This window comes from Pseudomonas sp. nanlin1 (assembly GCF_045571515.1).
Lineage (GTDB): Bacteria > Pseudomonadota > Gammaproteobacteria > Pseudomonadales > Pseudomonadaceae > Aquipseudomonas.
Map to the genome: position 1 here is coordinate 912,548 of NZ_CP124218.1, position 22,938 is coordinate 935,485.

The following is a 22,938-nucleotide window of genomic DNA, read 5'->3' on the forward strand; positions in this document are numbered from 1 at the left end:
CCCCACATTTCTCCGGATGACTGGTCGCAGGATCGCTACTCAGTGGTGGCTCTCGCCATAACGCACCTACCTTCCCTTATTCCTGACTGCGCCACATCGTCGGCCAATACTGCGACGGCGTACCACTACAGGTTGCCATCATTTCCATGGACCTGAGCTCGAACGCTTTGCCATTGAACCGCCAGGTCTGATGAGTACCGCAATCGCCAATTCCGCGGCCTTTGTCGAAACTTTCCAGCACACCTGTTAGCGGGTCGTAGCTGACCGAGCCGCTCACCGCGCTGTCGCTGCCCTGCCAGGGTAGCGGCTGGATAGTGGGAGGCTGCGGTTTGACGGGCAACGCCCGCGGCGTTTGGTACAGGGCATAAGCGCAATTGTAGGCGCCGCACGAAGTGCGGATCAGCACCAACGCCGTTTTGCTGTCCAATGCATACACACTGGCTTCGGGCGGTTGTTGTTCTTCGAGCTCCTGGTCCCATTCATGCTGGGTCGCCTTGATCACCAGGCCGCCCAGTTTTTGCGCTTCCTCAGCCCCCATGGCCTGGGTTTTCGGAAACGGCGCCAACTTGGGCGCAGCCACTGCGGCAGGTACGCTTTTTTCTTCACGCTTGCCTTTCTCGGCCAGCGCGCCAGGCGTGCCGACCCGGCCTTGCACCGAGTCCATCAACAGCAGCGCCGCGTTCAGCCCTTGTAGGGACGCGCTAACGGGGCCATCGGCGAGCGGCATCGACAGACGGGTGCCATTGCGAACCTCGCCTAGCCAGGCCTGGGCATTGGCCCCTGAAGTTTGGTATTGGCCCTCGCGGTTTTTTTGCAATGCACTATTGATCGGCTGGCCGTCCAGTTGTGGCGCGCCTGTGGGGGCGACATTCGCGGCCAGGGTGACTTGTAGGGCGCCGTCAATACCGGCCTCGCGGGTCACTTGAACAATCAGCCCGGCCCCTTCGGTTTGCTCCTCGGCAGCCAGGGCGGTGCAGCGGCGGGTGTTGTCGCAACCCACCGCCCAGTCGTCGAAGGTTTGGTAGAGGGGGGCATCTTCAGGCTCGGCAGCGAGCACTGCGCTCGGTACGGCCAGGGCTAGCGCTGTCAGTGCATAGGTGGGGAAGTGTAAGAGAGCACGCATCGCAGGTGAGCCTCGGGGCTGGAAAGCCCTGATGCTAACCGAATGACTGACGGGATGCGTAGAGTGGTGACGCGCAGAAACAAGAAAGCCCGCACAAGGCGGGCTTCTTGATTTGATTCACAGATTGCTACAGACATCTGTGAATCGGTACTTGGTGGCTACACAGGGACTTGAACCCCGGACCCCAGCATTATGAATGCTATGCTCTAACCAACTGAGCTATGTAGCCAAGTGGCGCGCATTATTCGTGGATATCGAAAATGTGTCAACCCTTAACCCCAAAAAAATTCTCCATGTGATCAATTGCTTAGCTTTTCCCTGGCTTCGGCCGTCGAAACACCATCGCCCATTATCGCTTCAGTCTGCCGCTGGTCGGCCGATGCCCTATGCACGCCCGTACCACCGGACTCTGTCGTTTCCATCAGTGACGCTTAATAGTGCAGGGTCGCGCCCTGTTGTGGGTCTCGTGCACTGCGTTGGAACGCTGATGCCCCGGTATGGCGGCTGCGCGACGCTTTTGCTATTAGGCAACCGGACGCAGGTCTAAATCTTGCTTGCACAATGGCATATTGCCGGTATCGGCACCTTAGGGTCGATCCTGTACAACGGGCGACCCTCGAAGTGTTCAGAGGAGTAGTTGAACATGCATGGCCTTTTATCCCCAGGAATCCGTCTGCTCGGCCAGTTTGGCTTTGCGCGCAAGTTCCAGCTGCTGTTTCTGTTGTTTATGCTGCCACTGGCGGCCAGCTTGTGGATGCTGGGTGATCATTTTCGCGAAACGTTGGTGGTGATTGCCAAAGAGCGCTCCGGTGTGCAGCAATTGCTGGCGCTGGATCGGGTCGACTCACTGGTGTCTGCTCAGCGCAACCTGGCCGCGCGTTGGAAGGCTGTGGATATCTTGCGCGCCCCTGGCCCCGAGGCGTTGCAGGCCATCGCAGCGCTGGAAGCGTCGGCGCCGGTGCTGACTAAAGCGATCGACGACTTGGCCGCGCAACTGCGTGAGGCCAACGCTGCCGCCGAGGTGCAGGCCCGGGTGCAAGATTTACAAGCGGCGGTGCCAAGCTTGCAATTGGCCAACCTGCGCACTGTGGGTTGGTGGCCAGATGGTTTTGATCGATTCACTGCGGTGCTCGGCTTGTTGCAGGGCCTGCGTGAGCAGATCGCAATGGACAGCGGGTTGACGGTGGACCCATCGAAGGAAGGCTATTTGCTGATGCAAATCGCCACCCAGCAAGCGCCGGATCTGATCGAGCGGGTAGGGCGCCTGGCCAGTGTGGGCGAGTCTTCCGTGGCGGCGGGGCAGTTCAGCATGCAGAGCCGCCTGCAGATGCGTGACCTGCGCGGCCGTATCAATGATGCCCGCGACCAAATGAATAAAGCCGGCTCGGCCCTGCAAGCGAAACTTGCGCCGGAGTTGGCCGGTTGGGCCAGCGAATATGCCAGCGCTCAACAAAAATTGGACAGCGACCTTAAGGTGCTGGACGACGGCGTGTTCGGCGGCAGCATCACCCTCAAGTCGGCCGATTTCCAGCGCACCATCGACGGCCTTTTGCAGACCTTGGCTGATTTACGCGAGCAGTCGCTGGGCTCGCTGGATACGCGCCTGGGCTATTACCACGATCATGCGATCCGCCAGGCGGTGCCGGTGATCGCCATGTTCACCCTGTTGTTACTGGCCGCGCTGTACCTGTTCGTTTGCCTGCAAAACTCCATCCGGCGCAGTACGCGGGGCATCACCACCCTGGCCCAGTCATTGCGCGACGGCAACCTGCGGGTAGAGGTCGAGGTGCAGGGGCGAGATGAGCTGGCAACCATCAGCACCGCGCTGAATGCGGCCGTGGTGCAGCTGCGCGCCAGCCTGTTGGGCGTCAACCAGGAAACCGTGAAACTGAGCGAAGCGGTGATCACGCTAAACGCGCACTCCAACGACACCCTCGGTGAAGTTGAAGCCCAGCAACACCAGATAAGCCAGATTGCCACAGCCGCCACGGAGCTGGCAGCCACTTCACAGGGGGTGTCGAAAAGCTGCGAATCCGCTTCGGCCAGCGTGCGCCAGACGCGTTCTATCGCTGAGGTCAGCCAGCGAGACAGCGAACGCACCACCAGCAGCATTCAAGCCCTCAATCGGCGCCTGGGCGAGACGGCAGCCGCGTTGGGGCGGGTCAGCGAGCAGGGGCAACAGATCCAGTCGGTCGTGGATGTGATTCGTGGCATCGCCGAGCAGACCAACCTGTTGGCCCTCAATGCCGCCATTGAGGCCGCCCGCGCGGGCGAACAGGGGCGCGGGTTTGCCGTGGTGGCCGATGAAGTGCGCAGCTTGTCCCAGCGTACCCAAGCCTCGACTGCGCAGATCGCCGGGACCGTCGAAAGCCTACGCACGACCCTGAGCGATGCCGTGGAACTGATGGAGGCCGCCTGTGGCCAAGCGCAAAACGATGCGACCGCCGTCACCGGGCTCGGCCTGAGCCTGGTGGAGATCGCCACCGCTGTGCAGGGGGTTAGTGACACGTTGGCGCATATCGCCACGGCGGTGCAAGAGCAGGCGGCGACGGCGGATGAGGTGAGCAGCAATATCCAGCAGGTCGACCAGGCCGCGATGCGCCTACTGGACGGCGCTCGCGCGGTCAATCAGGCGGCGGATCAGCTCAGTTCCGGCAGCCAGGCGCTGAATGACAATACCTCACGGTTCCGCCTAGCGTAGGAGGGGCCTGGGCCCCGATCTCTTGATCTTCGCCGCGCACCGCCTAATTACCAAGGCCCAGGGTGGCCGCGTTATGCACAGATCTGGCGCAGCTGAGAAAGCCGGCTGCGAGTGCGCACGATATCGGCGATATCGCTACGGTCGATGGCACCGTCCAGCGGCCATTGGCTGATCATGAACAGCGTGCAGCGGTTGTCATAGAGCACGTCGACCAAATTCAAAAAGCGCTGCTGGGCTGCCACCGTGGTGGTTGAAATGGGTGGAACCGCGTCGATGATCCAACGCGAGCAGGTTTGCACCAGCGCTAGATAGTCCATGGTTGCCGTAGGCGCGTCGCAGATGTCGGCGAAGCTCACGTGCACGGTGCCCTGGCCAATGGAGCCCACTTGTAGCTGCCGATGATTGAGCGTAATGGCCATGCCGTGGGTTGGGTACTCGGGGATGCCCACCTGTTGGCGCTGCTCGGGGCTACCGGGGGAAATAAAGGCGCCCTGGTTGAACGGTTCGCCATTGCTATTGGCCAGTTGCCGGTAATCCGTATCTCCCGCAATGGCCAGCACGTCCATATGGGCTTCGATCAAGCGAATGGTCGGCAGAAACCGTTCATGGTAAAGCGGGTTGGGCAGCAGTTCGGCGGGGGGGTAGTTGGAGGTTGTCACGAGCACGCAGTCGCGGGCGAATAGCGCTTTGAACACGCGGCTAATTAGCATGGCGTCGCCGATGTCGTGCAAATGAAACTCGTCGAAACACAATAGTCGGCAGCCCCCCAGTAAGGCCTGCAGCGCATCCTCCATGGAGGTTCGGCTACCGGCACGGCGGAAAATTTCTTCATGCAATTGGCGAAAAAACGCGTGGAAATGCACCCGTTGCTTGGCCTTGATGGGCACCGATTCAAAGAAAGTGTCCAGGACAAAACTCTTGCCGCGCCCCACAGGGCCCCACAGGTAAAGACTCCGCGGTTGGCCGCGACGAAACAGACGGCGTTGGGTCAGGTCTTCGGCCAGTTGGCCGAGGCGCTCGATGGCTACCCTTTGCTGAGCGTCCAGGGTGTAGCCGCGCGCTTGAGCTTTGGCCTGCATCGTGTCGCCGAGGTCGTTCGCAAAAAAGCGCGGCATGCATTGATCTCTGGTGGGGTCGGTGCTCTCTATAGCAAAATCGGTGGGGTGGCGTCGAGGTGGCGATTGGCTGCGCATCCGTCATTCAGTCAGGGGCAGTGCGCGAGTGTTCGAGTTTTCTAGCTACTTGGGGCTGTTCTTCGCGGCGTTTGGCGCCGCAAGCTTGCTGCCCCTGCAATCCGAGGCTGTGTTGGTGGCCATGCTGCTATCACACGCGTATAGCGTCGGTGCGCTGTTGCTGGTCGCCACGCTAGGTAACGTGCTGGGCTCTGTGCTCAACTGGGCGCTGGGCGGCGCGGTAGAGCGTTTTCGCCACAAACGCTGGTTTCCCGTGAGCGAGGCGCGGCTTGAGCGAGCCAAAGGGGCCTACCAGCGCTACGGCCGCTGGTCGTTGCTGCTCAGTTGGGTACCGATTTTAGGCGATCCCCTGACCCTGGTGGCCGGCATCATGGGCGAGCCGCTGTGGCGGTTTGTGCTTATCGTTACCCTGGCCAAAGGGGCCAGGTATCTGCTTCTGGCCGGTATCACGCTGGGCTGGGCCGGCTGATTCCGGCCCAGGTAGTAACCGTTTGTCGGCCGTGAGATTGCCGCTGAGGCATTCTACTGGTACTGTTTATTCATACAGTATATCGCCAGGGAAGTACTCGCTATGTCCATGCTCGCCTTCCAACAACATTCGACAACCTCGCGTCCTGTGGCTGACCCACACTGGATGGCTCGGGAAGACTACCTCGCGCTGGTCAGGCGGCTGCGGCAGCTGCCCGTGCCTCCCCTGGAGGGCAGCACGATGTCTGTCCATGAGCAGCGCATGACTCGAACAATGGCTGTGGAGCAATCCCTGGGTTGCCCCGTCCCGATCTAAGTGCGGCTGTTAGTACGCGCTAGCCCATCAATTACCGCGGTAAGTGGAAAACCCGTACGGGCTTAGCAGCAAGGGGATGTGATAGTGGGCAACAGTGCCGTCCACTTCGAAAATCACAGGCACTTCCGGAAAAAAGCTTGCGACTTTATGGGTCTTGAACCATTCGCCGGTTTTGAAGGTGACCCGGTAGATGCCTTTTTCGAGCGTCTTGCCCTGTGGATAAAACTCGGGGATGCGGCCTTGTTCGTTGGTCGTTGCGCTGTTGAGTAGGCTCCAGTCGCTACCGTGCTGTTCTTCCAGAGTTACTTTCACATCCGATGAAGGCAAACCGTCCTGTAGATTCAGTACGTGCACGCTTAACGGATTACCTGTGGCCAGTGCCAGCGAAGAAATAGCGCTCAATACAGCGCCAACAAACAAACTTTTCAATGCAGTCATAACAGCTTCCTTATTTAGTGGTGGGTAAAACCTGTTCGATAGCTTTAAGCGCGCAACCCTCATCGTTCGCAGCACCGCCTGAGCCCGCGACGCCGATTGCGCCGATTGTTTCTCCCCCGACCATCAAAGGTACGCCGCCGCCCAGCAGCAATAGCTCATTGAGGGTGTTGAGGTTCTCTGCATCTGGTGTGGTACGAGCACGTTCGGCCAGCAATCTGCTCGGCGTCTTGGTCGAAAGAGAGGTGTAGGCTTTACGTTGGGCCGCCAGCGTGTTGTGCGGGCCAACATTGTCATCGCGTTGTAGAGCGACCAGATTGCCGCCACGATCGACCACTGCTGCAACAGCCGTTCTGCCGTCAGCATGACAGGCTGCCAACGTGGCATTGAGCAGATCATTGGCCATTGCCAGTGTTACATCGCTTCGTTTGGCAACTTGGGTGTGAGTTGCTGCGATTGCGATTGCAGGGCCCATCGCCAATATGATCAGCAATGACGCAGTGCGGGTCATGAGCATATCTTTTCCTCCGGATGAACTTGGCTGAACAATTACGACGCATGCTCTCGCAATCAACCCGTCAGAAAGATTGCCTATTGATTACCAATTTGTAATGTCAGCGCGCGGCAGGGCGGTTTAGCCTATACCCCCGGATTTGGAGGAAAACCATGCGTATCCTGGTCGTTGAAGATGAGCCGAAAACTGCAGACTACTTGTCCAAAGCCTTGAGTGAGTCGGGGTATCTGGTTGAGGTCTCGCTCAATGGTCTGGATGGTCAGCATTGGGTGCAGGAGAGTGAGTTCGACCTGATCATTCTCGACGTCATGCTGCCGGGGCTGGATGGTTGGCAACTGCTGAAGATTATCCGACGCAAGTGGCAAACCCCTGTGCTGTTTCTGACCGCACGGGACTCCATAGACGATCGGGTCAAAGGGTTGGAGTTGGGCGCCGACGATTATTTAGTCAAACCCTTTTCCTATGCGGAGCTGTTGGCGCGCGTACGTACATTATTGCGACGGGGGCCACCACGGGAGGTCGAGCAGTTTTCAGTGGCTGATCTAAGTGTCGATTTGTTAAGGCGCAAGGTCACTCGCAATGGCGAGCGCCTCACCCTGACCAATAAAGAGTTTGCCTTGTTGCACCTGCTGGTCAGTCGTGAGGGCGAAGTGTTGTCGCGCTCTCTAATCGCATCACAGATCTGGCAGATGAACTTTGACAGCGACACCAACGTCGTTGACGTTGCTGTACGCCGTCTGCGAGCCAAGGTCGATGATCCTTACCAGTGCAAATTGATACACACGGTTCGAGGTATCGGTTACCTGCTCGAGGTGCAGCCTTGAACATTATTCCACGGTCCCTGAGCCTGCGCCTCGCGGCCATGTTCGCTTTGGTCAGCGTGCTGCTATTGGGGGCTATTGGCTTTTATTTGTATCAGTCCTTGGAGCACGAGATTGCATTTCGCGATGACCAGGCTCTGCTCGGACGCGTGCAGCGTATGCAAGCCTTGATCGGCGATGGCGAAAGTATTGAGGCCCTTCGCGCCCGGCCCACACTCTACGAAAACATGTTGGGCAATCGCGATAATCTGCTGTGGATCGTCGACGGCGCCGGCCAGGTGCTGATCCAAATAAACCCTGCGCAATTGCCGTTGCCCAGCTTGCCAGCCTCCACTGAAGCCCGCTTGGTGGACGGTGAATATGCACAGCCTGTGCGCCTGGCTTGGCAGGATGTAAGCCAAGAAGGCAGAGCATTGACGCTGATTGCCGGGAAGTTGCTGAGTGAGCGCGAACAGATGTTGGGGGATTATCGACTCAAGCTATGGATGGCCCTGTCGGTCGCCGCCCTGCTCGCTTTTGTGCTGGGTGGGTGGGTGAGCCAGCGCGGGTTGCGTCCGGTCCGGCTGCTGGCAGCGCGCGCCGCGAGGATCGATGTGCAGCATTTGCATGAGCGCTTGGATGAATTCAAAGAGCTACGCGAGCTCCAAGTGCTCAGCCATGCGCTCAATCACATGCTGGCCCGGCTCGAAGATGGGTTTGCCCAGTTATCGCGTTTCTCTGAAGACCTCGCCCACGAGATGCGCACGCCGCTGAGTAACCTGATGGGGCATACCCAGCAAAGCCTGAGTCGCACTCGTACTGTCGCGCAGTATCAGAATCTGCTGGTGTCCAACCAGGAAGAATATGAACGCCTGGCTCGAATGATCGACAGCATGTTGTTTCTTGCTCGCACAGAACAGTCCCACATTTCTATCAACATTGAGCAGATCGACCTCCGCGAACTGGCCGAGCAGCTATGCGACTATTTCGAAGGCCTGGCACAGGATTACAACGTTCAACTCATCAATCAGGCGAGCCATACGGTGGTGGCCGATGCTGTTTTGTTACGCCGGGCACTGGCCAACCTTCTGGCTAACGCATTGCGCTACGCCACCCCAGGTAGCGACGTGAATATCCGCAGCGCGACAGCCGGCGAGTGGTTGCTACTGAGCGTACATAATCGCGGTGAGCCAATTGCTGCGCAGCACCTACCGCGAATATTTGAGCGATTTTACCGGTGCGATCCCTCGCGCAATCAGCCAGATGATTCGGGTGGCTTGGGCCTGGCAATCGTTCGTTCGATTATGCAAACCCACGGCGGCCGTGTGAGTGTGGAAAGCTCGGAAAGGGGGACTGAATTCCGTTTGGAGTTTCCTATTGAGAGTCTCAGGTAACACCGAAGGACATCATGAAACGAAAAGGCCGCGAGAGTACGCGGCCTTTAAGGGGTTTTGCAATTTCCGTGGCGTTTGATGAAACGCCACGAAAGCCGCTAGTTCAATCAGACGTTAAACCGGAAGTGCATCACATCGCCGTCTTTAACGATGTACTCCTTGCCTTCCAAACGCCATTTCCCCGCTTCCTTCGCTCCCGCTTCACCCTTGTACTGAATGAAGTCTGCATAGGCGATCACTTCAGCACGAATAAAGCCTTTTTCGAAGTCAGTGTGAATCACGCCTGCGCCCTGGGGGGCCGTAGCGCCGACTTTAACGGTCCATGCGCGGACTTCTTCTACGCCGGCGGTGAAGTAGGTTTGCAGGTTGAGCAATTCATAGCCGGCGCGGATTACCCGGTTCAGGCCAGGCTCTTCGAGGCCGAGGGCTTCGAGGAACATGTCCTTTTCTTCACCGTCGTCGAGCTCGGCGATTTCGGCTTCGATCTTATTGCACACTGGCACCACCGGGGCGCCTTCTTCGTCAGCGATAGCACGGACGATGTCGAGCAACGGGTTATTGTCGAAGCCGTCTTCGGCGACGTTAGCGATGTACATCACCGGCTTAGTGGTGAGCAGATGAAAGCCACGGATCACGGCCTTTTCATCGTTACCCATGGTGCGCATCAGGCTGCGCGCCGGCTTGCCTTCAGTGAAGTGGGCGATGAGTTTTTCCAGCAGGCCTTTTTGCGTCACCGCGTCTTTGTCGCCGCCCTTGGCGTTGCGGGTGACTTTCTGCAGTTGCTTCTCGCAGCTGTCGAGGTCGGCGAAAATCAGCTCCAAATCGATGATTTCGATATCGCGCTTGGGGTTGACGCTATTGGCGACGTGAATCACGTTCTCGTCTTCGAAGCAGCGCACCACGTGGGCAATGGCGTCCGTCTCGCGGATGTTGGCGAGGAACTTGTTGCCCAGGCCTTCGCCCTTGGAGGCGCCTTCGACCAAACCCGCGATGTCGACGAACTCCATGGTGGTCGGCAGGATGCGTTTAGGCTTGACGATGGCTGCCAGTGCTTCCAGGCGCTCATCGGGCATCGGCACGATGCCGCTGTTCGGCTCGATGGTGCAGAACGGGAAGTTTTCCGCCGCGATACCGGATTTGGTCAAGGCGTTGAACAAGGTGGACTTGCCGACGTTAGGCAGGCCGACGATACCGCAGTTGAATCCCATGGTGCATCCCTCTTTGAAGAGTCAGGCCTTTTGGCTGTGCAGGTTTTTCATCGCGCGATTCCACTCGCCGGCGAAGATATCCGGCAGCACACCAAGGGCAAAATCGATACTGCTATCCAGTTTTTCTTGTTCGGCGCGCGGGGCGCGGCCAAGGACGAAATTGGACACCAGCTTGCTGTCACCCGGGTGGCCGATGCCAAGCCGCAGGCGGTGAAAATTGTTGTTGTTGCCTAGCTGCGCGATGATGTCGCGCAAGCCGTTATGCCCGCCGTGGCCGCCACCCTGTTTGAGTTTGGCAACCCCAGGGGGGAGATCGAGTTCGTCGTGGGCTACCAGGATCGCTTCGGGCGCGATGCGAAAGAAGTTCGCCAGCGCCGCTACGGCTTGGCCGCTACGGTTCATGTAGGTGGTAGGCACGAGCAAGCGCACGTCGTGGCCCTGATGGCTGATACGCGCCGTCAGGCCAAAATATTTACGATCGGCTACCAGGCTGGTGCGATGTGCCTGGGCGATGCGTTCAACGAAAAGAGCCCCTGCGTTATGCCGGGTCTGTTCGTATTCGGGGCCGGGGTTACCCAGGCCAACGATCAGTTGTATGGCGGTCACGTCAGGGGCTCTTCCTTTTGAGTTGGGGGGTTCTATCGCGGGCGATAGTACCCCCAACTCGGCGCGCGAGTAAAAGTTACTCGGCAGCGCCTTCTTCGGTGGTGTCGTCTTCGTCGGCAACGATACGCGGAGCGTGAACGTTGGCGATTGCCAGATCTTTACCGTGTGCCAGTGCGACGAACTCAACGCCTTTCGGCGCCTTGACGTCGGACAGGTGAACGATGGTGCCGATTTCAGCGTCGATCAGGTCGACTTCGATGAACTCAGGCAGATCTTTCGGCAGGCAAGTCACTTCCAGCTCGGTCTCGGTGTGCGAGATCTCGCCGCCTTTCTTGACTGCAGGCTCTTGGTTCATGAAGTGCAGCGGCACGATAGCGGTCAGTTTCTGGCCGGCAATGACGCGGACGAAGTCAGCGTGCAGCACGTGGCCTTTAGCTGGGTGACGTTGCAGCGCCTTGATCAGGACGTTCTGCTTGGTACCGCCAACGTTCAGCTCGATCACGTGGCTGAAGGCAGCCTCGTTTTCCAGCAGTTTGGTAACTTCCTTGGCCAGCATGCTGATGGACTCAGGGGCTTTGTCGCCACCGTAGACTACAGCTGGAACCAGGGAGGCGAGACGACGCAGGCGGCGGCTCGCACCTTTCCCCAGGTCGGAACGCACTTCAGCATTCAGGGTAAATTCGTTCATGTGTTTCTCCAAAATAACCATGCCCGCCCCAGCGTTTGCGACCAGCGCTAAAGGCGGTATGGGCAAAAAAGCCCCGCCCCGACAGTGTGTGCCGGGGCGGGGCGCTTTTCGTCAGTGCGTGTTCCAGAAGGGCAGGGCCCTTAACGGAACATCGCGCTGATCGATTCTTCGTTGCTGATGCGGCGAACCGCCTCGGCGACTACCGGTGCGATATCCAATTGACGGATACGGTCACAGGCTTGTGCTGCAGCGGACAGCGGAATGGTGTTAGTGACCACCAGCTCGTCCAGCACGGAATTTTCGATGTTCTCGATTGCACGGCCCGACAGTACCGGGTGTGTGCAATAGGCAAATACCTTGGCGGCACCATGCTCTTTCAGGGCCTTGGCGGCGTGGCACAGAGTGCCAGCCGTATCGACCATGTCGTCGACCAGGATACAGGTACGCCCTTCGACGTCGCCGATGATATGCATCACTTCGGAGTGATTGGCTTTCTCACGGCGTTTGTCGATGATCCCGAGGTCGACGCCCAGCGATTTGGCAACGGCTCGTGCACGCACGACGCCGCCGATATCGGGGGATACGATCATCAGGTTTTCGAAGCGTTGGTCTTCGATGTCATCCACCAGTACGGGGGAGCCGTAGATGTTATCTACTGGGATATCGAAGAAACCCTGAATCTGGTCCGCATGCAGATCGACCGTCAGAACCCGGTCGATGCCTACGACAGTCAGCATGTCAGCCACCACTTTAGCGCTAATTGCCACACGGGCAGAGCGCGGACGGCGGTCTTGACGAGCGTAACCGAAGTAAGGAATTACAGCAGTGATTCGGGATGCTGACGAACGGCGGAAGGCATCAGCCATCACTACCAGTTCCATCAGGTTATCGTTGGTCGGCGCGCATGTTGGCTGAATAATGAATACGTCTTTACCGCGGACGTTTTCATTGATCTCAGTGCTGATTTCACCGTCGGAGAATTTACCGACAGAGACGTCACCCAGTGGGATATGCAGCTGACGTACAACACGCCGAGCCAGATCGGGGTTGGCGTTCCCCGTAAAGACCATCATCTTGGACACGCGCAGTACCTGCCGGCTGAGGGTATACCTGGATGAGTATAGGAAAATGGCAGGGGCGGCTGGATTCGAACCAACGCATGGCAGGATCAAAACCTGCTGCCTTACCGCTTGGCGACGCCCCTGTAGATGTAGCAAATCAAGTGCCGAGCACTTGGTTCCTAGAACAGATTTTGTAGCTTGCGATGCAACATCGAGACGTTGCTTCCCTTGGCTACGAACCCTGTAAGGGTCTCTGCAAGAAGGTGCGAAACTCTATCAGCTTCCGCTTTGTTTGGGAAGGCCCCAAACACACAACTTCCAGTTCCGGTGAGTCTAGCATCAGTAAATTTGCTAAGCAAATTCAAAGCGTTACGTACAGCTGGGTAACGACGCTCTACCACTGGTTGGCAGTCATTTCGACTGTTTCCCTTGAGAACGGGGCGCACTTTAATGGGAGGAGAGTCACGTGTCAACAGCGGATCTGAAAAAATTTCTGCTGTACTTACAGATACTTGCGGGACAAGCACTAAATACCAGGGTTCTTCCGGTTCTACGGGGGTCAGTTTTTCTCCCACGCCCTCGGCGAAGGCCGCGTGGCCACGGACGAAAACCGGTACATCGGCGCCCAGGGCAAGGCCCAGTTCGGCCAGTTGGTCCAGGCTGTAGCCCAGTTGCCACAGGTGGTTCAAAGCCAGCAGGGTGGTCGCGGCATCCGAGCTACCACCGCCTATACCGCCGCCCATGGGCAGGACTTTGCGTAGCCAGATGTCGATCCCCAGGGTGGCGCCCGAATCGCTTTGCAGTTTTCGTGCGGCCTTGACGATCAGGTTGGTCTCGGGCGGCACCCCAGGGATATCGGCATGCAGATGGACCTCACCGTCGGTGCGCAGCTGGAAATCCAGTTCATCGCCGTAGTCGAGAAACTGGAAGACCGTTTGCAACTCGTGATAACCGTCTGCCCGTCGACCGAGAATGTGCAGCATCAAATTGAGCTTGGCAGGGGCGGGCAAGGTCAAGCGTGCTAGGGTCATGTCACTGCCCCAGTTGCCGCGGTTGCCACTCTTTGAGTACCAGGGTCACGTCCAGCTGTTGCCCGTGCAGCTTCATGCGCTCGGGCAGCCAGTAGCCGTTTTGCTGGGTATAACTCAAGTATTCGATGGTCCAGCCATCCTGGGCCAGGCCCGAAAGGCGACTGTCGGTGTCCAGGGTCAGCTCACTTTTGCTGTCGGGGGCCGGCAGGCCGCGCACCCACCAGACCAAATGGGACACGGGCAGTTTCCAGCCCAGTTGTTCTTCGAGCAGTTCTTCGGGGCTCTGCGCCTCGTAGCGACCCTGGTTCGCCACTTCCAGGCTGACATGGCCAGGCCGGCCAGTCAGCCGTGCGGCGCCACGGCCGAGGGGGCCTGAGAGGCGGATATCGTAGTAGTCCTGGCGTTGCAGCCAGAACAGCGTGCCGCTGCCGGAATCCTTAGGGGCGCGAATGCCGACCTTGCCGTTGATCTGCCAGCCATCGAGTTGGCTCAGTTGCTCTTTGTGCTGGCGCCATTGCTGCGGGTCGCCCTGGCCCTGAACGGATTCCCGGCTGCTGAAACCGGCGCAGCCGGCGAGAAGGGCGATGAGGCTAAAAGCGATGACATGGCGCATAAACATGGAATTAGAGGGTCTCGGATCCGGTCAGGCGCAGCAAGGTGCTACGCAGAATTGGGCTGTCGGGTTGATCTTTGAGGGCCTTGGCCCACACCTCGCGGGCCTCGCGCTGCTTGCCATTGGCCCACAACACTTCGCCCAGGTGCGCGGCGACTTCGTGGTCTGGAAAGCGCTCGAGGGCCTTGCGCAGGTAGCGTTCGGCGTCATCCAACTGGCCCAGGCGATAGTTGACCCAGCCGAGGCTGTCGAGCACGGCCGGGTCTTCCGGGTTGATGCGGTGGGCTTTTTCGATCAGCGCCTTGGCTTCGGCGTAGCGCGTGGTGCGGTCGGAAAGCGTATAGCCCAGCGCATTGAGCGCCATAGCGTTGTCAGGCTCGCGCTGGATGATGGCCCGCAGGTCGGTTTCCATTTGCGCCAGGTCGTTACGTTTTTCCGCAAGCATGGCGCGGCTGTATAGCAGGTTGAGGTCGTCCGGGAACTGCTTCAACGCCTGTTGCAGCACTTGCCAGGCTTGATCCTGACGATTGTTGTTGATCAGGCTCTCGGATTCGATCAGGTACAGCTGAATGGCGTAGTCGGGCTGGCTGTCGCGTGCCGCTGCCAGGCGCCGCGAGGCTTCGTCGGTGCGCCCGTTGGCCATGAGGATGTCGGCCTGGCGCAATTGAGCTGGCAGGTAGTCGTTGCCTGCACCCACCTGAGCGTATTCGTCCAGCGCGCCCTGCGGGTCGTTGCGCTCTTCTGCCACACGGCCCAGGTTGAGGTGGGCCGAGTCGACATGGCTACCCCGTTCGACCAATTGCTCTAAGTAGGTGGATGCTTCATCCCAAGCCTGGGCTTCCAGGCTGACCAACGCCAGGGAGTAACGCAGTTCGTCGTCTTCAGGGTATTGCTGCACCAGGCTGGCGAACTGCACCTTGGCGTCGTCCATGCGGTTCTGTTCCACCAGCATGCGTGCGTAGGTCAGGCGCAAGCGCTTGTCGTCCGGGTACTGACGCATGCTTTTTTCCAGCAGCGGCAGGGCATCGGCGCCGCGCCCGACAATTTGCAGCAAGCGTGCACGCAATAGCAGGGGGGCTATTTCGCCCTCTTGCGGCGGGTTGTCTTCCAGCAACGTCAAGGCGGCCTGTGGGTCGCCGTCTTGCTGCAGCAGCAAGGCCTTGCCGAAAATCAGCTGGCCGTTGGTGGGGTACTTGGCCAGCAAGCGGTCGAAGCTTTTCAGCAGGCCGGTGCGGGTTTCTTGGTCGGTGTCGGCTGCCGACAGGGCGAGAAAGTCGAAATGAGTGTCGCCTTTGCCCTGCAAGACCTTTTCCATGTAAACCATGGACTCGTCATAGCGTTCGTTGCGCGCCAGTTGAATGGCGGCCGCTCGCTGAGCATCGAGGTTTTGCCCATCGTACTTGGCCCAGGTCAGGGCAGCGTCAAGGCTGGCCTGGTCGTCGCCAACGTATTCGGCGATGCGGAACGCACGTTCCGCGACCCCAGGGTCGCGGGTCTTAGCGGCCTGGTCGGCGTAGTTGGCCATGGCGATGTCGAAGCGATTGCGTTGGCCCGCCAGCTCGGCGGTCAGCAGGCTGTAGACCGTTTCTTCGCTGAATGAGCCGTAAACCTGAGGCTTGCTCTGGGCAGCAGGCGGCGCGGCAGGGGGTGTCGCGTCCGGCTTGGCGGGGGGCCAGGTTTGGCACCCGTTGAGCAAGACAAAGGCGAAGAGCAACGCGGACGATCTATTCATATAGGCGATTTGGCGACTAACCTGCGGTCCGATCATGATGACACAAGCCACAGGGCAAACCCATAACTCGGCGCGGACTATTAGGACAATAGAGAACGGTGGTTGTTCTGAATCTGTCGAAGTAGGACAATTGGCGGCTCAACGAAATCACCAGCGATCATGAATGGCCTTCCTTGCCCTCGGTATCAACCATAAGACTGCTTCGGTCGACGTTCGCGAGCGCGTGGCGTTTACCCCCGAGCAGCTGGTAGAGGCCCTGCAGCAGCTGTGTCGGCTGACCGACAGCCGTGAAGCAGCGATCCTTTCGACCTGCAACCGCAGCGAGCTGTACATCGAACAGGACCACCTGGCCGCTGACGCCGTACTGCGTTGGCTGGCCGACTACCACCGTTTGAGTGTCGATGAGCTGCGCGCGAGCGCTTATGTGCATGAAGAAGATGCGGCCGTTCGTCACATGATGCGGGTTGCCTCGGGGCTGGATTCGCTGGTGCTGGGCGAGCCACAGATTCTCGGCCAGATGAAATCGGCCTACGCCGTAGCGCGTGAGGCCGGCACCATCGGCCCACTGCTGGGGCGCTTGTTCCAGGCCACGTTCAGTGCGGCGAAACATGTGCGTACCGACACGGCCATTGGCGAAAACCCGGTTTCGGTGGCGTTCGCCGCCGTGAGCCTGGCGAAACAGATTTTCAGCGACCTGCAGCGCAGCCAGGCCCTGCTGATCGGTGCCGGTGAGACCATCACGCTGGTGGCCCGGCACCTGCACGAGCAGGGTGTCAAGCGGATCGTAGTGGCTAACCGTACCCTGGAACGCGCCAGTACCCTGGCGACGCAGTTCGGCGCCCATGCCGTGTTGCTGTCCGACATCCCCCAAGAACTGGTCAACAGCGATATCGTGATCAGCTCCACCGCCAGCCAACTGCCGATTTTGGGCAAAGGCGCGGTGGAAAGCGCGCTGAAGTTGCGCAAGCACAAACCAATCTTTATGGTCGACATCGCAGTGCCGCGCGATATCGAGCCCGAAGTGGGCGAACTGGACGACGTTTACCTGTATACCGTGGATGATCTCCACGAAGTCGTTGCGGAAAACCTTAAAAGCCGCCAAGGCGCTGCCCAGGCGGCCGAAGAGCTGGTCTCGCTGGGGGCCAGCGATTTCATGCTGCGCTTGCGTGAATTGGCCGCAGTCGACGTATTAAAGGCCTACCGCCAGCAAAGCGAGCGCCTGCGTGACGAAGAACTGCAAAAAGCTCTGCGCCTGCTCGCCAACGGCAGCAATGCCGAAGAGGTGATGGTGCAACTGGCCCGCGGCCTGACTAACAAATTGCTGCATGCGCCCAGCGTACAGCTGAAAAAGCTGTCCGCCGAAGGTCGCCTAGATGCGTTGGCCATGGCCCAGGAACTCTTCGCCCTCGGTGAGGGCCCCACGGATAAATCGCCGCAATGAAAGCGTCACTGTTGAATAAACTGGACATTATCCAGGACCGTTTCGAAGAACTGACCGCCCTGCTGGGCGACGCTGAAGTCATTTCCGACCAGACCCGTTTTCGCGGCTACTCCAAAGAGTATGCCGAGCTTGAGTCGATCGTGGCCGCCTATCAGCAATGGCTGAAGGTGCAGGTCGATCTGGAGGGTGCCCAGGCGTTGCTCAAGGACAACGACCCGGACATGCGCGAAATGGCCGTCGAGGAAGTGCGCGAGGCGAAAGAACAGTTGACCGAGTTGGAAAGCAACCTGCAGCGCATGTTGTTACCCCGCGACCCCAACGACGGGCGCAATGTGTTTCTGGAAATCCGCGCCGGTACGGGCGGCGACGAGGCGGCAATCTTTTCCGGCGACTTGTTCCGCATGTACTCGCGCTACGCCGAGCGGCGCGGCTGGCGGGTCGAGATCCTCTCCGAGAACGAAGGCGAGCACGGCGGTTACAAAGAAGTCATCGCTCGGGTCGAGGGCGACAACGTCTACGCCAAGCTCAAGTTCGAGTCCGGCGCGCACCGCGTGCAGCGCGTGCCGGAAACCGAATCCCAGGGCCGTATCCATACCTCGGCGTGCACCGTGGCCGTGCTGCCCGAGCCCGACGAGCAAGTGGCGATCGAGATCAACCCCGCCGACCTGCGGGTCGACACCTATCGTTCCTCCGGCGCTGGTGGCCAGCACGTCAACAAGACCGACTCGGCCATTCGGATTACCCACTTGCCCAGCGGCATCGTGGTGGAATGCCAAGAAGAGCGCTCCCAGCACAAGAACCGCGCACGGGCCATGTCTTGGCTGTCGGCCAAGCTCAATGATGTGCAAACCAGCGCCGCGCAGAACGCTATTGCCAGTGAGCGCAAGCTACTGGTGGGTTCTGGCGACCGTTCCGAGCGTATCCGTACTTACAATTTCCCCCAGGGGCGGGTGACCGATCATCGGGTTAACCTAACCTTGTATTCCCTGGATGAAGTGCTCGCCGGCGGGGTCGATGCGGTGATCGAGCCGTTGCTTGCCGAGTATCAGGCTGACCAACTGGCGGCCTTGGGTGAATAGAACATGACCATCATTGCCAGTCTGCTGCGTTCGGCGCAGTTACCCGAGTCGCCCACCGCGCGTTTGGACGCCGAGCTGTTGCTGGCTGCCGCGTTGGGCAAGTCCCGCAGCTTCCTCCATACCTGGCCTGAGCGCATTGTCAGCAGCGAGGCGGCGCGCACCTTTGCCGATTACCTGCAGCGCCGGCAAAACGGCGAGCCGGTGGCCTATATCCTCGGGCAACAGGGTTTCTGGAAACTGGATCTGGAAGTGGCGGCGCATACCCTGATTCCCCGCCCGGACACCGAACTATTGGTGGAGACCGCTCTGGCCCTAGTGCCGGCCGAGCCGACGCGAGTGCTGGACCTGGGCACCGGCACCGGCGCGATTGCCCTGGCCCTGGCCAGCGAGCGCCCGGCGTGGCAGGTCACGGCGGTCGATCGCGTGGCCGAAGCCGTGCAACTGGCCGAACGCAATCGCCAGCGCTTGCGGCTGAACAACGCCAAGGTCGAGCTGAGCCATTGGTTCAGCGCCCTGGCGGGCAATACCTATGGGCTGATCGTCAGTAACCCGCCCTACATTGCCGCCGCTGACCCGCACCTGGCTGAAGGGGATGTGCGTTTCGAGCCCGCCAGTGCGTTGGTCTCCGGGGCCGACGGCCTGGACGACCTGCGCGCGATCATCGCTGCGGCCCCCGAGCACCTGGATGCCGGTGGCTGGCTGCTGCTCGAGCACGGTTATGATCAGGCCGCCGCCGTTGGCGAGTGTCTGCTGGCACGCGGTTTCGACGCCGTGCAGAGCCGTAAGGACCTGGGTGGCCACGAGCGTATCAGCCTGGGGCGCTGGCCGTGCTGAATGACAGCGAATTGCTGCGCTACAGCCGCCAGGTGTTGTTAAGCCAGGTCGACATCGACGGGCAATTACGCCTCAAAGGCAGCCGTGCGTTAATCGTCGGCTTGGGCGGCCTCGGCTCGCCGGTTGCCCTGTATCTCGCGGCGGCAGGGGTGGGCGCCTTGCACCTGGCGGATTTCGATACGGTGGAGTTGAGCAACCTGCAGCGCCAGGTGCTACACGACACTTCCGGCATCGGCTCGACCAAGGTCGACTCGGCCTTGCAACGGCTCGCGGCGATCAACCCGGACATCGAGCTGGTCGCACATCGCCAAGCCCTCGACGCCGACAGCCTGGCCAGTGCCGTAGCCGCGGTAGACCTGGTGCTCGACTGCTCAGACAACTTCAGCACCCGCGAGGCGGTCAACGCGGCTTGTTTCGCCCACGCTAAGCCGTTAGTCAGTGGCGCGGCTATTCGCCTGGAAGGGCAGCTGTCGGTGTTCGACCCGCGGGTGCCTACCAGCCCTTGCTATCACTGCTTATACGGCCATGGTAGCGAGGCCGAACTGACATGCAGTGAAGCGGGCGTATTGGGCCCGGTGGTCGGCCTGGTGGGGAACTTGCAGGCACTGGAAGCGCTCAAATTGCTGGCTGGTTTCGGCGAGCCGTTGGTGGGCCGCTTGCTGTTGGTCGATGCGCTGACCACGCGCTTTCGCGAGTTGCGCGTCAAGCGGGACCCCGCCTGCGCCGTGTGCGCTTGCCGACATGCCTGAAGCGGGCAGTGCGCCAGTCGGCGTATTCGACTCCGGGGTCGGCGGGCTGTCAGTGTTGGCTGAAATCGAGCGCTTGCTGCCGGCTGAATCGCTTTTGTATGTGGCCGACGCCGGTCATATTCCCTACGGCGAAAAGAGCCCGGAATTCATTCGTGAACGCTGCATTCTGGTGGCCGAATTCTTTCGGGCCCAGGGAGCTAAGGCCTTAGTGGTGGCGTGTAACACCGCCACCGTGGCGGCGGTCGCCGACTTACGCCAGCGCTACCCTGCGTGGCCTATTGTCGGTATGGAGCCTGCCGTAAAGCCGGCCGCTGCCGCCACGCGCAGCGGCGTGGTAGGGGTGCTGGCCACCACCGGCACCTTGCAAAGTGCCAAGTTCGCGGCCCTGCTTGACCGGTTCGCCAGCGATGTCCGGGTCGTCACTCAGCCTTGCCCCGGGTTGGTGGAGTTGATCGAGACCGGAGACTTGCACAGTGACACGCTGCGCGAGCTGCTGTCGGGTTATGTCGCGCCGCTGTTGGCGGCAGGGTGTGACACGATCATTCTGGGCTGCACCCACTATCCGTTCCTCAAACCAATGCTCGCCACCCTGCTGCCGCCAGAGGTGGTGCTGATCGACACGGGGGCGGCGGTGGCTCGGCAACTGCAACGTTTGCTTACACAACATGACCTGCTTGCCAGTGGTCCGGCTGGCCAAGTGCAGTTTTGGACGAGTGCTTGTCCGAAAAGCCTGCGAAACATCCTACCTAAGCTATGGAAAAATTCTGAGAGTGTGCGAAGCTTCGAGATGTAAAAAAAGTGTGAAAAACATTTTGTATCTCTGAACTTACACTGATTCGCTGATTTCTATAGCTAGAGTGTTGAGTTGTATAAAAATCTTACAATTGCTAATGAATGGGATGTTCTCATGCAGAGACTGCTCACTTTGGCCGCGCTTGCGGCTGTTACCCTGGGGCAAGCGTTTACCGCACAGGCGGCCGACGTATCGCTTTCAGTCGGCCAGACGGGCGACTCCACGATGGTTTACCGCTTGGGCCTGCAGTCGAACTGGGACAAGAGCTGGATGCAAACCAGCGTCGGTCGTGTCACCGGCTATTGGGATGGCGCTTACACGTATTGGGACGGCGACACTACGTCGAGCAACCATAGCCTGTCGTTTAGCCCAGTGTTCGTTTATGAATTTGCCGGTGGCTCGGTGAAGCCGTTCATCGAAGCCGGTATCGGTGTTGCGGCGTTCGCCCACACCCAGCTTGAAAGCAACAACCTGGGCTCTTCGTTCAACTTCGAAGACCGTCTGGGCTTCGGCTTGCGCTTCGCCGGTGGGCATGAGTTGAGTGTACGTGCCATTCACTACTCCAACGCTGGCATCAAGCAGCCGAACGACGGGGTTGAGTCTTATTCGCTGAACTACCGTATGGCGCTTTAAAAGATCAAGAGCTCGGGGCCGAGGCCCCTCCTACGTTCACCCTCCCGTAGGAGGGGCCTCGGCCCCGAGCTTTTTGCATTCTAAACATGCCGCGGCAAATTCTTGAAAGCCGTCAATGCGCGCTGGCGGCTCTTGCCTAAATCGACGATCGGCGGTGGATAATCCACGGTTGCAAATAATCCGCCCTGTAGCGGTGGGTTGTGGATATCTTTGGCGCTGAGCTTGGCCAATTCCGGCACCCATTGTTTGAGAAAGACCCCCTGCGGGTCGAACTTCGCCGACTGGCTGACCGGGTTGAATACACGGAAATAGGGCACCGAATCGGTCCCGCTGGACGCGCTCCACTGCCAGCCACCGTTGTTGGCAGCCAGGTCGCCATCGATCAGATGCTGCATGAAAAAGCGCTCGCCCTCGCGCCAGTCGATCAGCAAGTTCTTGCTCAAAAACATCGCCGTAAGCATGCGTAGGCGGTTATGCATCCAGCCGATCTCCACCAGCTGGCGCATGGCGGCATCGATGATAGGTATGCCGGTACGCCCTTCTTTCCACGCTTGCAGGTCTTCGGGCGCATCACGCCATGGTACGGCTTCGTATTCGGGGCGAAAGGCGCGGTGTTTGGAGACCCGTGGGTAGCCCACCAGAATGTGTTTGTAGAACTCGCGCCAGATCAATTCGCTGACCCAGGTCACCGCGCCCACGCTGCCACTCTCGAATTCGCCACGGTTGCTGGCCACGGCGGCATGCAGACACTGGCGCACCGAAATCACCCCGGCGGCCAAGTACGCCGATAGCTGGCTGGTGCCAGGCCGGGCTGGCAGATCGCGTTCGGTTTTGTAGTCATCGATGCGTTGGTCGGTGAACTGCTCGAGCCGCTCCTGAGCCTCCGCTTCGCCGGCAGGCCACAGCGCCTGCAGCGCCGACGTTGGTGGGGTATAGCCGGTGACGCCAGTGGGCACCGGGTCGGCGGTGATGCGCAGGGGCTTTTGCAGCGCCGGTTTCTGCACCAGGGCGGGCAGCGAATGGTGCAAGCGTTCATAGCACACCCGGCGAAACTGGCTGAATACCTGGAAATAGGTACCGCTCTTGGTCAATACCGAGCCGGGCTTGAATAACAATTGGTCCAAGTGTGCCGTGAACCCGATACCGGCCTCGGCCAAGGCATCTGCAACCGCCGCGTCGCGGGCACTCTCGTTCACGCCATACTCTTCATTGCAGTGCAGCTGTTCTATGCCGTGCTTCTGGCACAGCTCGAGCAGCACCTGCGGCGCGTCGGCCCAGGTGGCGCTGTCGCGGATCAACAAGGGAATATGCAGGGCCTTGAGCGCCTGGCTCAGCTCCTTGAGGTTGCGTAACCAGAAGTCGACTTTGCTCGGCGCATCATCATGGCTGAGCCACTGCTGCGGGCTAAGCAAATAGACCGCCACGGTAGGACCTTGGGCGCAGGCGGCGGCCAGGGCGGTATTGTCGTGCAGGCGCAAGTCGCTGCGAAACCAGATCAATTGCATGGGCTTACCCGGGTCAGAATT

22 protein-coding genes and 2 tRNA genes are annotated in these 22,938 nt (G+C 59.7%); 10 read left to right on the forward strand and 14 right to left on the reverse strand.

Annotated features, from left to right (window positions below; genetic code table 11):
• Positions 1-76: 76 nt before the first annotated feature.
• Positions 77-1,123: a DUF1176 domain-containing protein gene (locus tag QCL65_RS04245; protein WP_407315045.1), complete on the reverse strand. Its 1,047-nt coding sequence runs from the start codon at positions 1,121-1,123 to the stop codon at positions 77-79.
• 152 nt (positions 1,124-1,275) lie between these two features.
• A tRNA-Met gene (locus QCL65_RS04250) sits at positions 1,276-1,352 on the reverse strand.
• Between the two features lie 414 nt (positions 1,353-1,766).
• On the opposite strand from QCL65_RS04250, the gene QCL65_RS04255 reads away from it, so the two are divergent.
• Positions 1,767-3,824: a methyl-accepting chemotaxis protein gene (locus tag QCL65_RS04255; RefSeq protein WP_407315046.1), complete on the forward strand. Its 2,058-nt coding sequence runs from the start codon at positions 1,767-1,769 to the stop codon at positions 3,822-3,824.
• Between the two features lie 71 nt (positions 3,825-3,895).
• On the opposite strand, the gene zapE is transcribed toward QCL65_RS04255, so the two are convergent.
• Complete coding sequence (gene zapE, locus QCL65_RS04260; protein WP_407315047.1) at positions 3,896-4,939, reverse strand: cell division protein ZapE; 1,044 nt, start codon at positions 4,937-4,939, stop codon at positions 3,896-3,898.
• 106 nt (positions 4,940-5,045) lie between these two features.
• On the opposite strand from zapE, the gene QCL65_RS04265 reads away from it, so the two are divergent.
• The gene (locus QCL65_RS04265) at positions 5,046-5,486 is read left to right on the forward strand and encodes a YqaA family protein (protein ID WP_407315048.1); all 441 of its coding nucleotides are present in this window, start codon (positions 5,046-5,048) and stop codon (positions 5,484-5,486) included.
• 342 nt (positions 5,487-5,828) lie between these two features.
• On the opposite strand, the gene uraH is transcribed toward QCL65_RS04265, so the two are convergent.
• A complete protein-coding gene (gene uraH / locus QCL65_RS04270; protein WP_407315049.1) occupies positions 5,829-6,239 on the reverse strand; it encodes a hydroxyisourate hydrolase in 411 nt (136 codons plus the stop codon).
• 10 nt (positions 6,240-6,249) lie between these two features.
• A complete protein-coding gene (locus tag QCL65_RS04275) occupies positions 6,250-6,753 on the reverse strand; it encodes a GlcG/HbpS family heme-binding protein (RefSeq protein WP_407315050.1) in 504 nt (167 codons plus the stop codon).
• A 149-nt stretch (positions 6,754-6,902) separates the two neighbouring features.
• Between QCL65_RS04275 and QCL65_RS04280 the strand changes: the two genes are divergently transcribed.
• Together QCL65_RS04280 and QCL65_RS04285 are read left to right on the forward strand one after the other, a co-directional pair.
• Positions 6,903-7,574: a heavy metal response regulator transcription factor gene (locus tag QCL65_RS04280; protein WP_407315051.1), complete on the forward strand. Its 672-nt coding sequence runs from the start codon at positions 6,903-6,905 to the stop codon at positions 7,572-7,574.
• Positions 7,571-8,944 (forward strand): heavy metal sensor histidine kinase, encoded by a 1,374-nt coding sequence (locus tag QCL65_RS04285; protein ID WP_407315052.1) that lies wholly within the window; start codon positions 7,571-7,573, stop codon positions 8,942-8,944. Before QCL65_RS04280 ends, QCL65_RS04285 begins: the two co-directional genes overlap by 4 nt.
• 107 nt (positions 8,945-9,051) lie before the next feature.
• Here QCL65_RS04285 and ychF read toward each other — a convergent pair whose 3' ends face one another.
• The 8 genes from ychF to QCL65_RS04325 all read right to left on the reverse strand — a co-directional run bounded on the left by ychF (position 9,052) and on the right by QCL65_RS04325 (position 15,883).
• Positions 9,052-10,152 (reverse strand): redox-regulated ATPase YchF, encoded by a 1,101-nt coding sequence (gene ychF, locus QCL65_RS04290; protein WP_407315053.1) that lies wholly within the window; start codon positions 10,150-10,152, stop codon positions 9,052-9,054.
• 21 nt (positions 10,153-10,173) lie between these two features.
• Positions 10,174-10,758 carry an aminoacyl-tRNA hydrolase gene (gene pth, locus QCL65_RS04295; RefSeq protein WP_407315054.1) on the reverse strand — a complete coding sequence of 195 codons (585 nt, stop codon included), beginning with the start codon at positions 10,756-10,758 and terminating at the stop codon, positions 10,174-10,176.
• Between the two features lie 76 nt (positions 10,759-10,834).
• Positions 10,835-11,446 (reverse strand): 50S ribosomal protein L25/general stress protein Ctc, encoded by a 612-nt coding sequence (locus tag QCL65_RS04300; RefSeq protein ID WP_407315055.1) that lies wholly within the window; start codon positions 11,444-11,446, stop codon positions 10,835-10,837.
• Between the two features lie 140 nt (positions 11,447-11,586).
• Entirely contained in the window at positions 11,587-12,528 is a 942-nt protein-coding gene (locus QCL65_RS04305) for a ribose-phosphate pyrophosphokinase (RefSeq protein ID WP_407315056.1), read from the reverse strand.
• Between the two features lie 47 nt (positions 12,529-12,575).
• Positions 12,576-12,650, reverse strand: a tRNA-Gln gene (locus tag QCL65_RS04310).
• 36 nt (positions 12,651-12,686) lie between these two features.
• Positions 12,687-13,538, reverse strand: a complete 852-nt coding sequence (gene ispE / locus QCL65_RS04315; protein ID WP_407315057.1) for a 4-(cytidine 5'-diphospho)-2-C-methyl-D-erythritol kinase — start codon at positions 13,536-13,538, stop codon at positions 12,687-12,689.
• 1 nt (position 13,539) lies between these two features.
• Positions 13,540-14,157 (reverse strand): lipoprotein insertase outer membrane protein LolB, encoded by a 618-nt coding sequence (lolB, locus tag QCL65_RS04320; protein WP_407315058.1) that lies wholly within the window; start codon positions 14,155-14,157, stop codon positions 13,540-13,542.
• A gap of 4 nt (positions 14,158-14,161) precedes the next feature.
• The gene (locus QCL65_RS04325; protein WP_407315059.1) at positions 14,162-15,883 is read right to left on the reverse strand and encodes a tetratricopeptide repeat protein; all 1,722 of its coding nucleotides are present in this window, start codon (positions 15,881-15,883) and stop codon (positions 14,162-14,164) included.
• A gap of 163 nt (positions 15,884-16,046) precedes the next feature.
• Here QCL65_RS04325 and hemA point away from each other — a divergent pair, with 163 nt between their 5' ends.
• From hemA to QCL65_RS04355, 6 genes are all read left to right on the forward strand, one after another.
• The gene (gene hemA, locus QCL65_RS04330) at positions 16,047-17,324 is read left to right on the forward strand and encodes a glutamyl-tRNA reductase (RefSeq protein WP_407315060.1); all 1,278 of its coding nucleotides are present in this window, start codon (positions 16,047-16,049) and stop codon (positions 17,322-17,324) included.
• The gene (gene prfA / locus QCL65_RS04335) at positions 17,321-18,403 is read left to right on the forward strand and encodes a peptide chain release factor 1 (RefSeq protein ID WP_407315061.1); all 1,083 of its coding nucleotides are present in this window, start codon (positions 17,321-17,323) and stop codon (positions 18,401-18,403) included. Before hemA ends, prfA begins: the two co-directional genes overlap by 4 nt.
• A gap of 3 nt (positions 18,404-18,406) precedes the next feature.
• On the forward strand, positions 18,407-19,237 hold the full coding sequence (gene prmC, locus QCL65_RS04340) for a peptide chain release factor N(5)-glutamine methyltransferase (protein WP_407315062.1): 831 nt from the start codon (positions 18,407-18,409) through the stop codon (positions 19,235-19,237).
• The gene (locus QCL65_RS04345; protein WP_407315063.1) at positions 19,231-19,986 is read left to right on the forward strand and encodes a molybdopterin-synthase adenylyltransferase MoeB; all 756 of its coding nucleotides are present in this window, start codon (positions 19,231-19,233) and stop codon (positions 19,984-19,986) included. The genes prmC and QCL65_RS04345 overlap by 7 nt, the downstream gene beginning before the upstream one ends.
• Entirely contained in the window at positions 19,979-20,779 is an 801-nt protein-coding gene (murI, locus tag QCL65_RS04350) for a glutamate racemase (RefSeq protein ID WP_407315064.1), read from the forward strand. Before QCL65_RS04345 ends, murI begins: the two co-directional genes overlap by 8 nt.
• A gap of 114 nt (positions 20,780-20,893) precedes the next feature.
• On the forward strand, positions 20,894-21,412 hold the full coding sequence (locus QCL65_RS04355; protein ID WP_407315065.1) for an acyloxyacyl hydrolase: 519 nt from the start codon (positions 20,894-20,896) through the stop codon (positions 21,410-21,412).
• A gap of 80 nt (positions 21,413-21,492) precedes the next feature.
• On the opposite strand, the gene phrB is transcribed toward QCL65_RS04355, so the two are convergent.
• Complete coding sequence (gene phrB, locus QCL65_RS04360) at positions 21,493-22,917, reverse strand: deoxyribodipyrimidine photo-lyase (RefSeq protein ID WP_407315066.1); 1,425 nt, start codon at positions 22,915-22,917, stop codon at positions 21,493-21,495.
• Positions 22,918-22,938 lie beyond the last annotated feature (21 nt).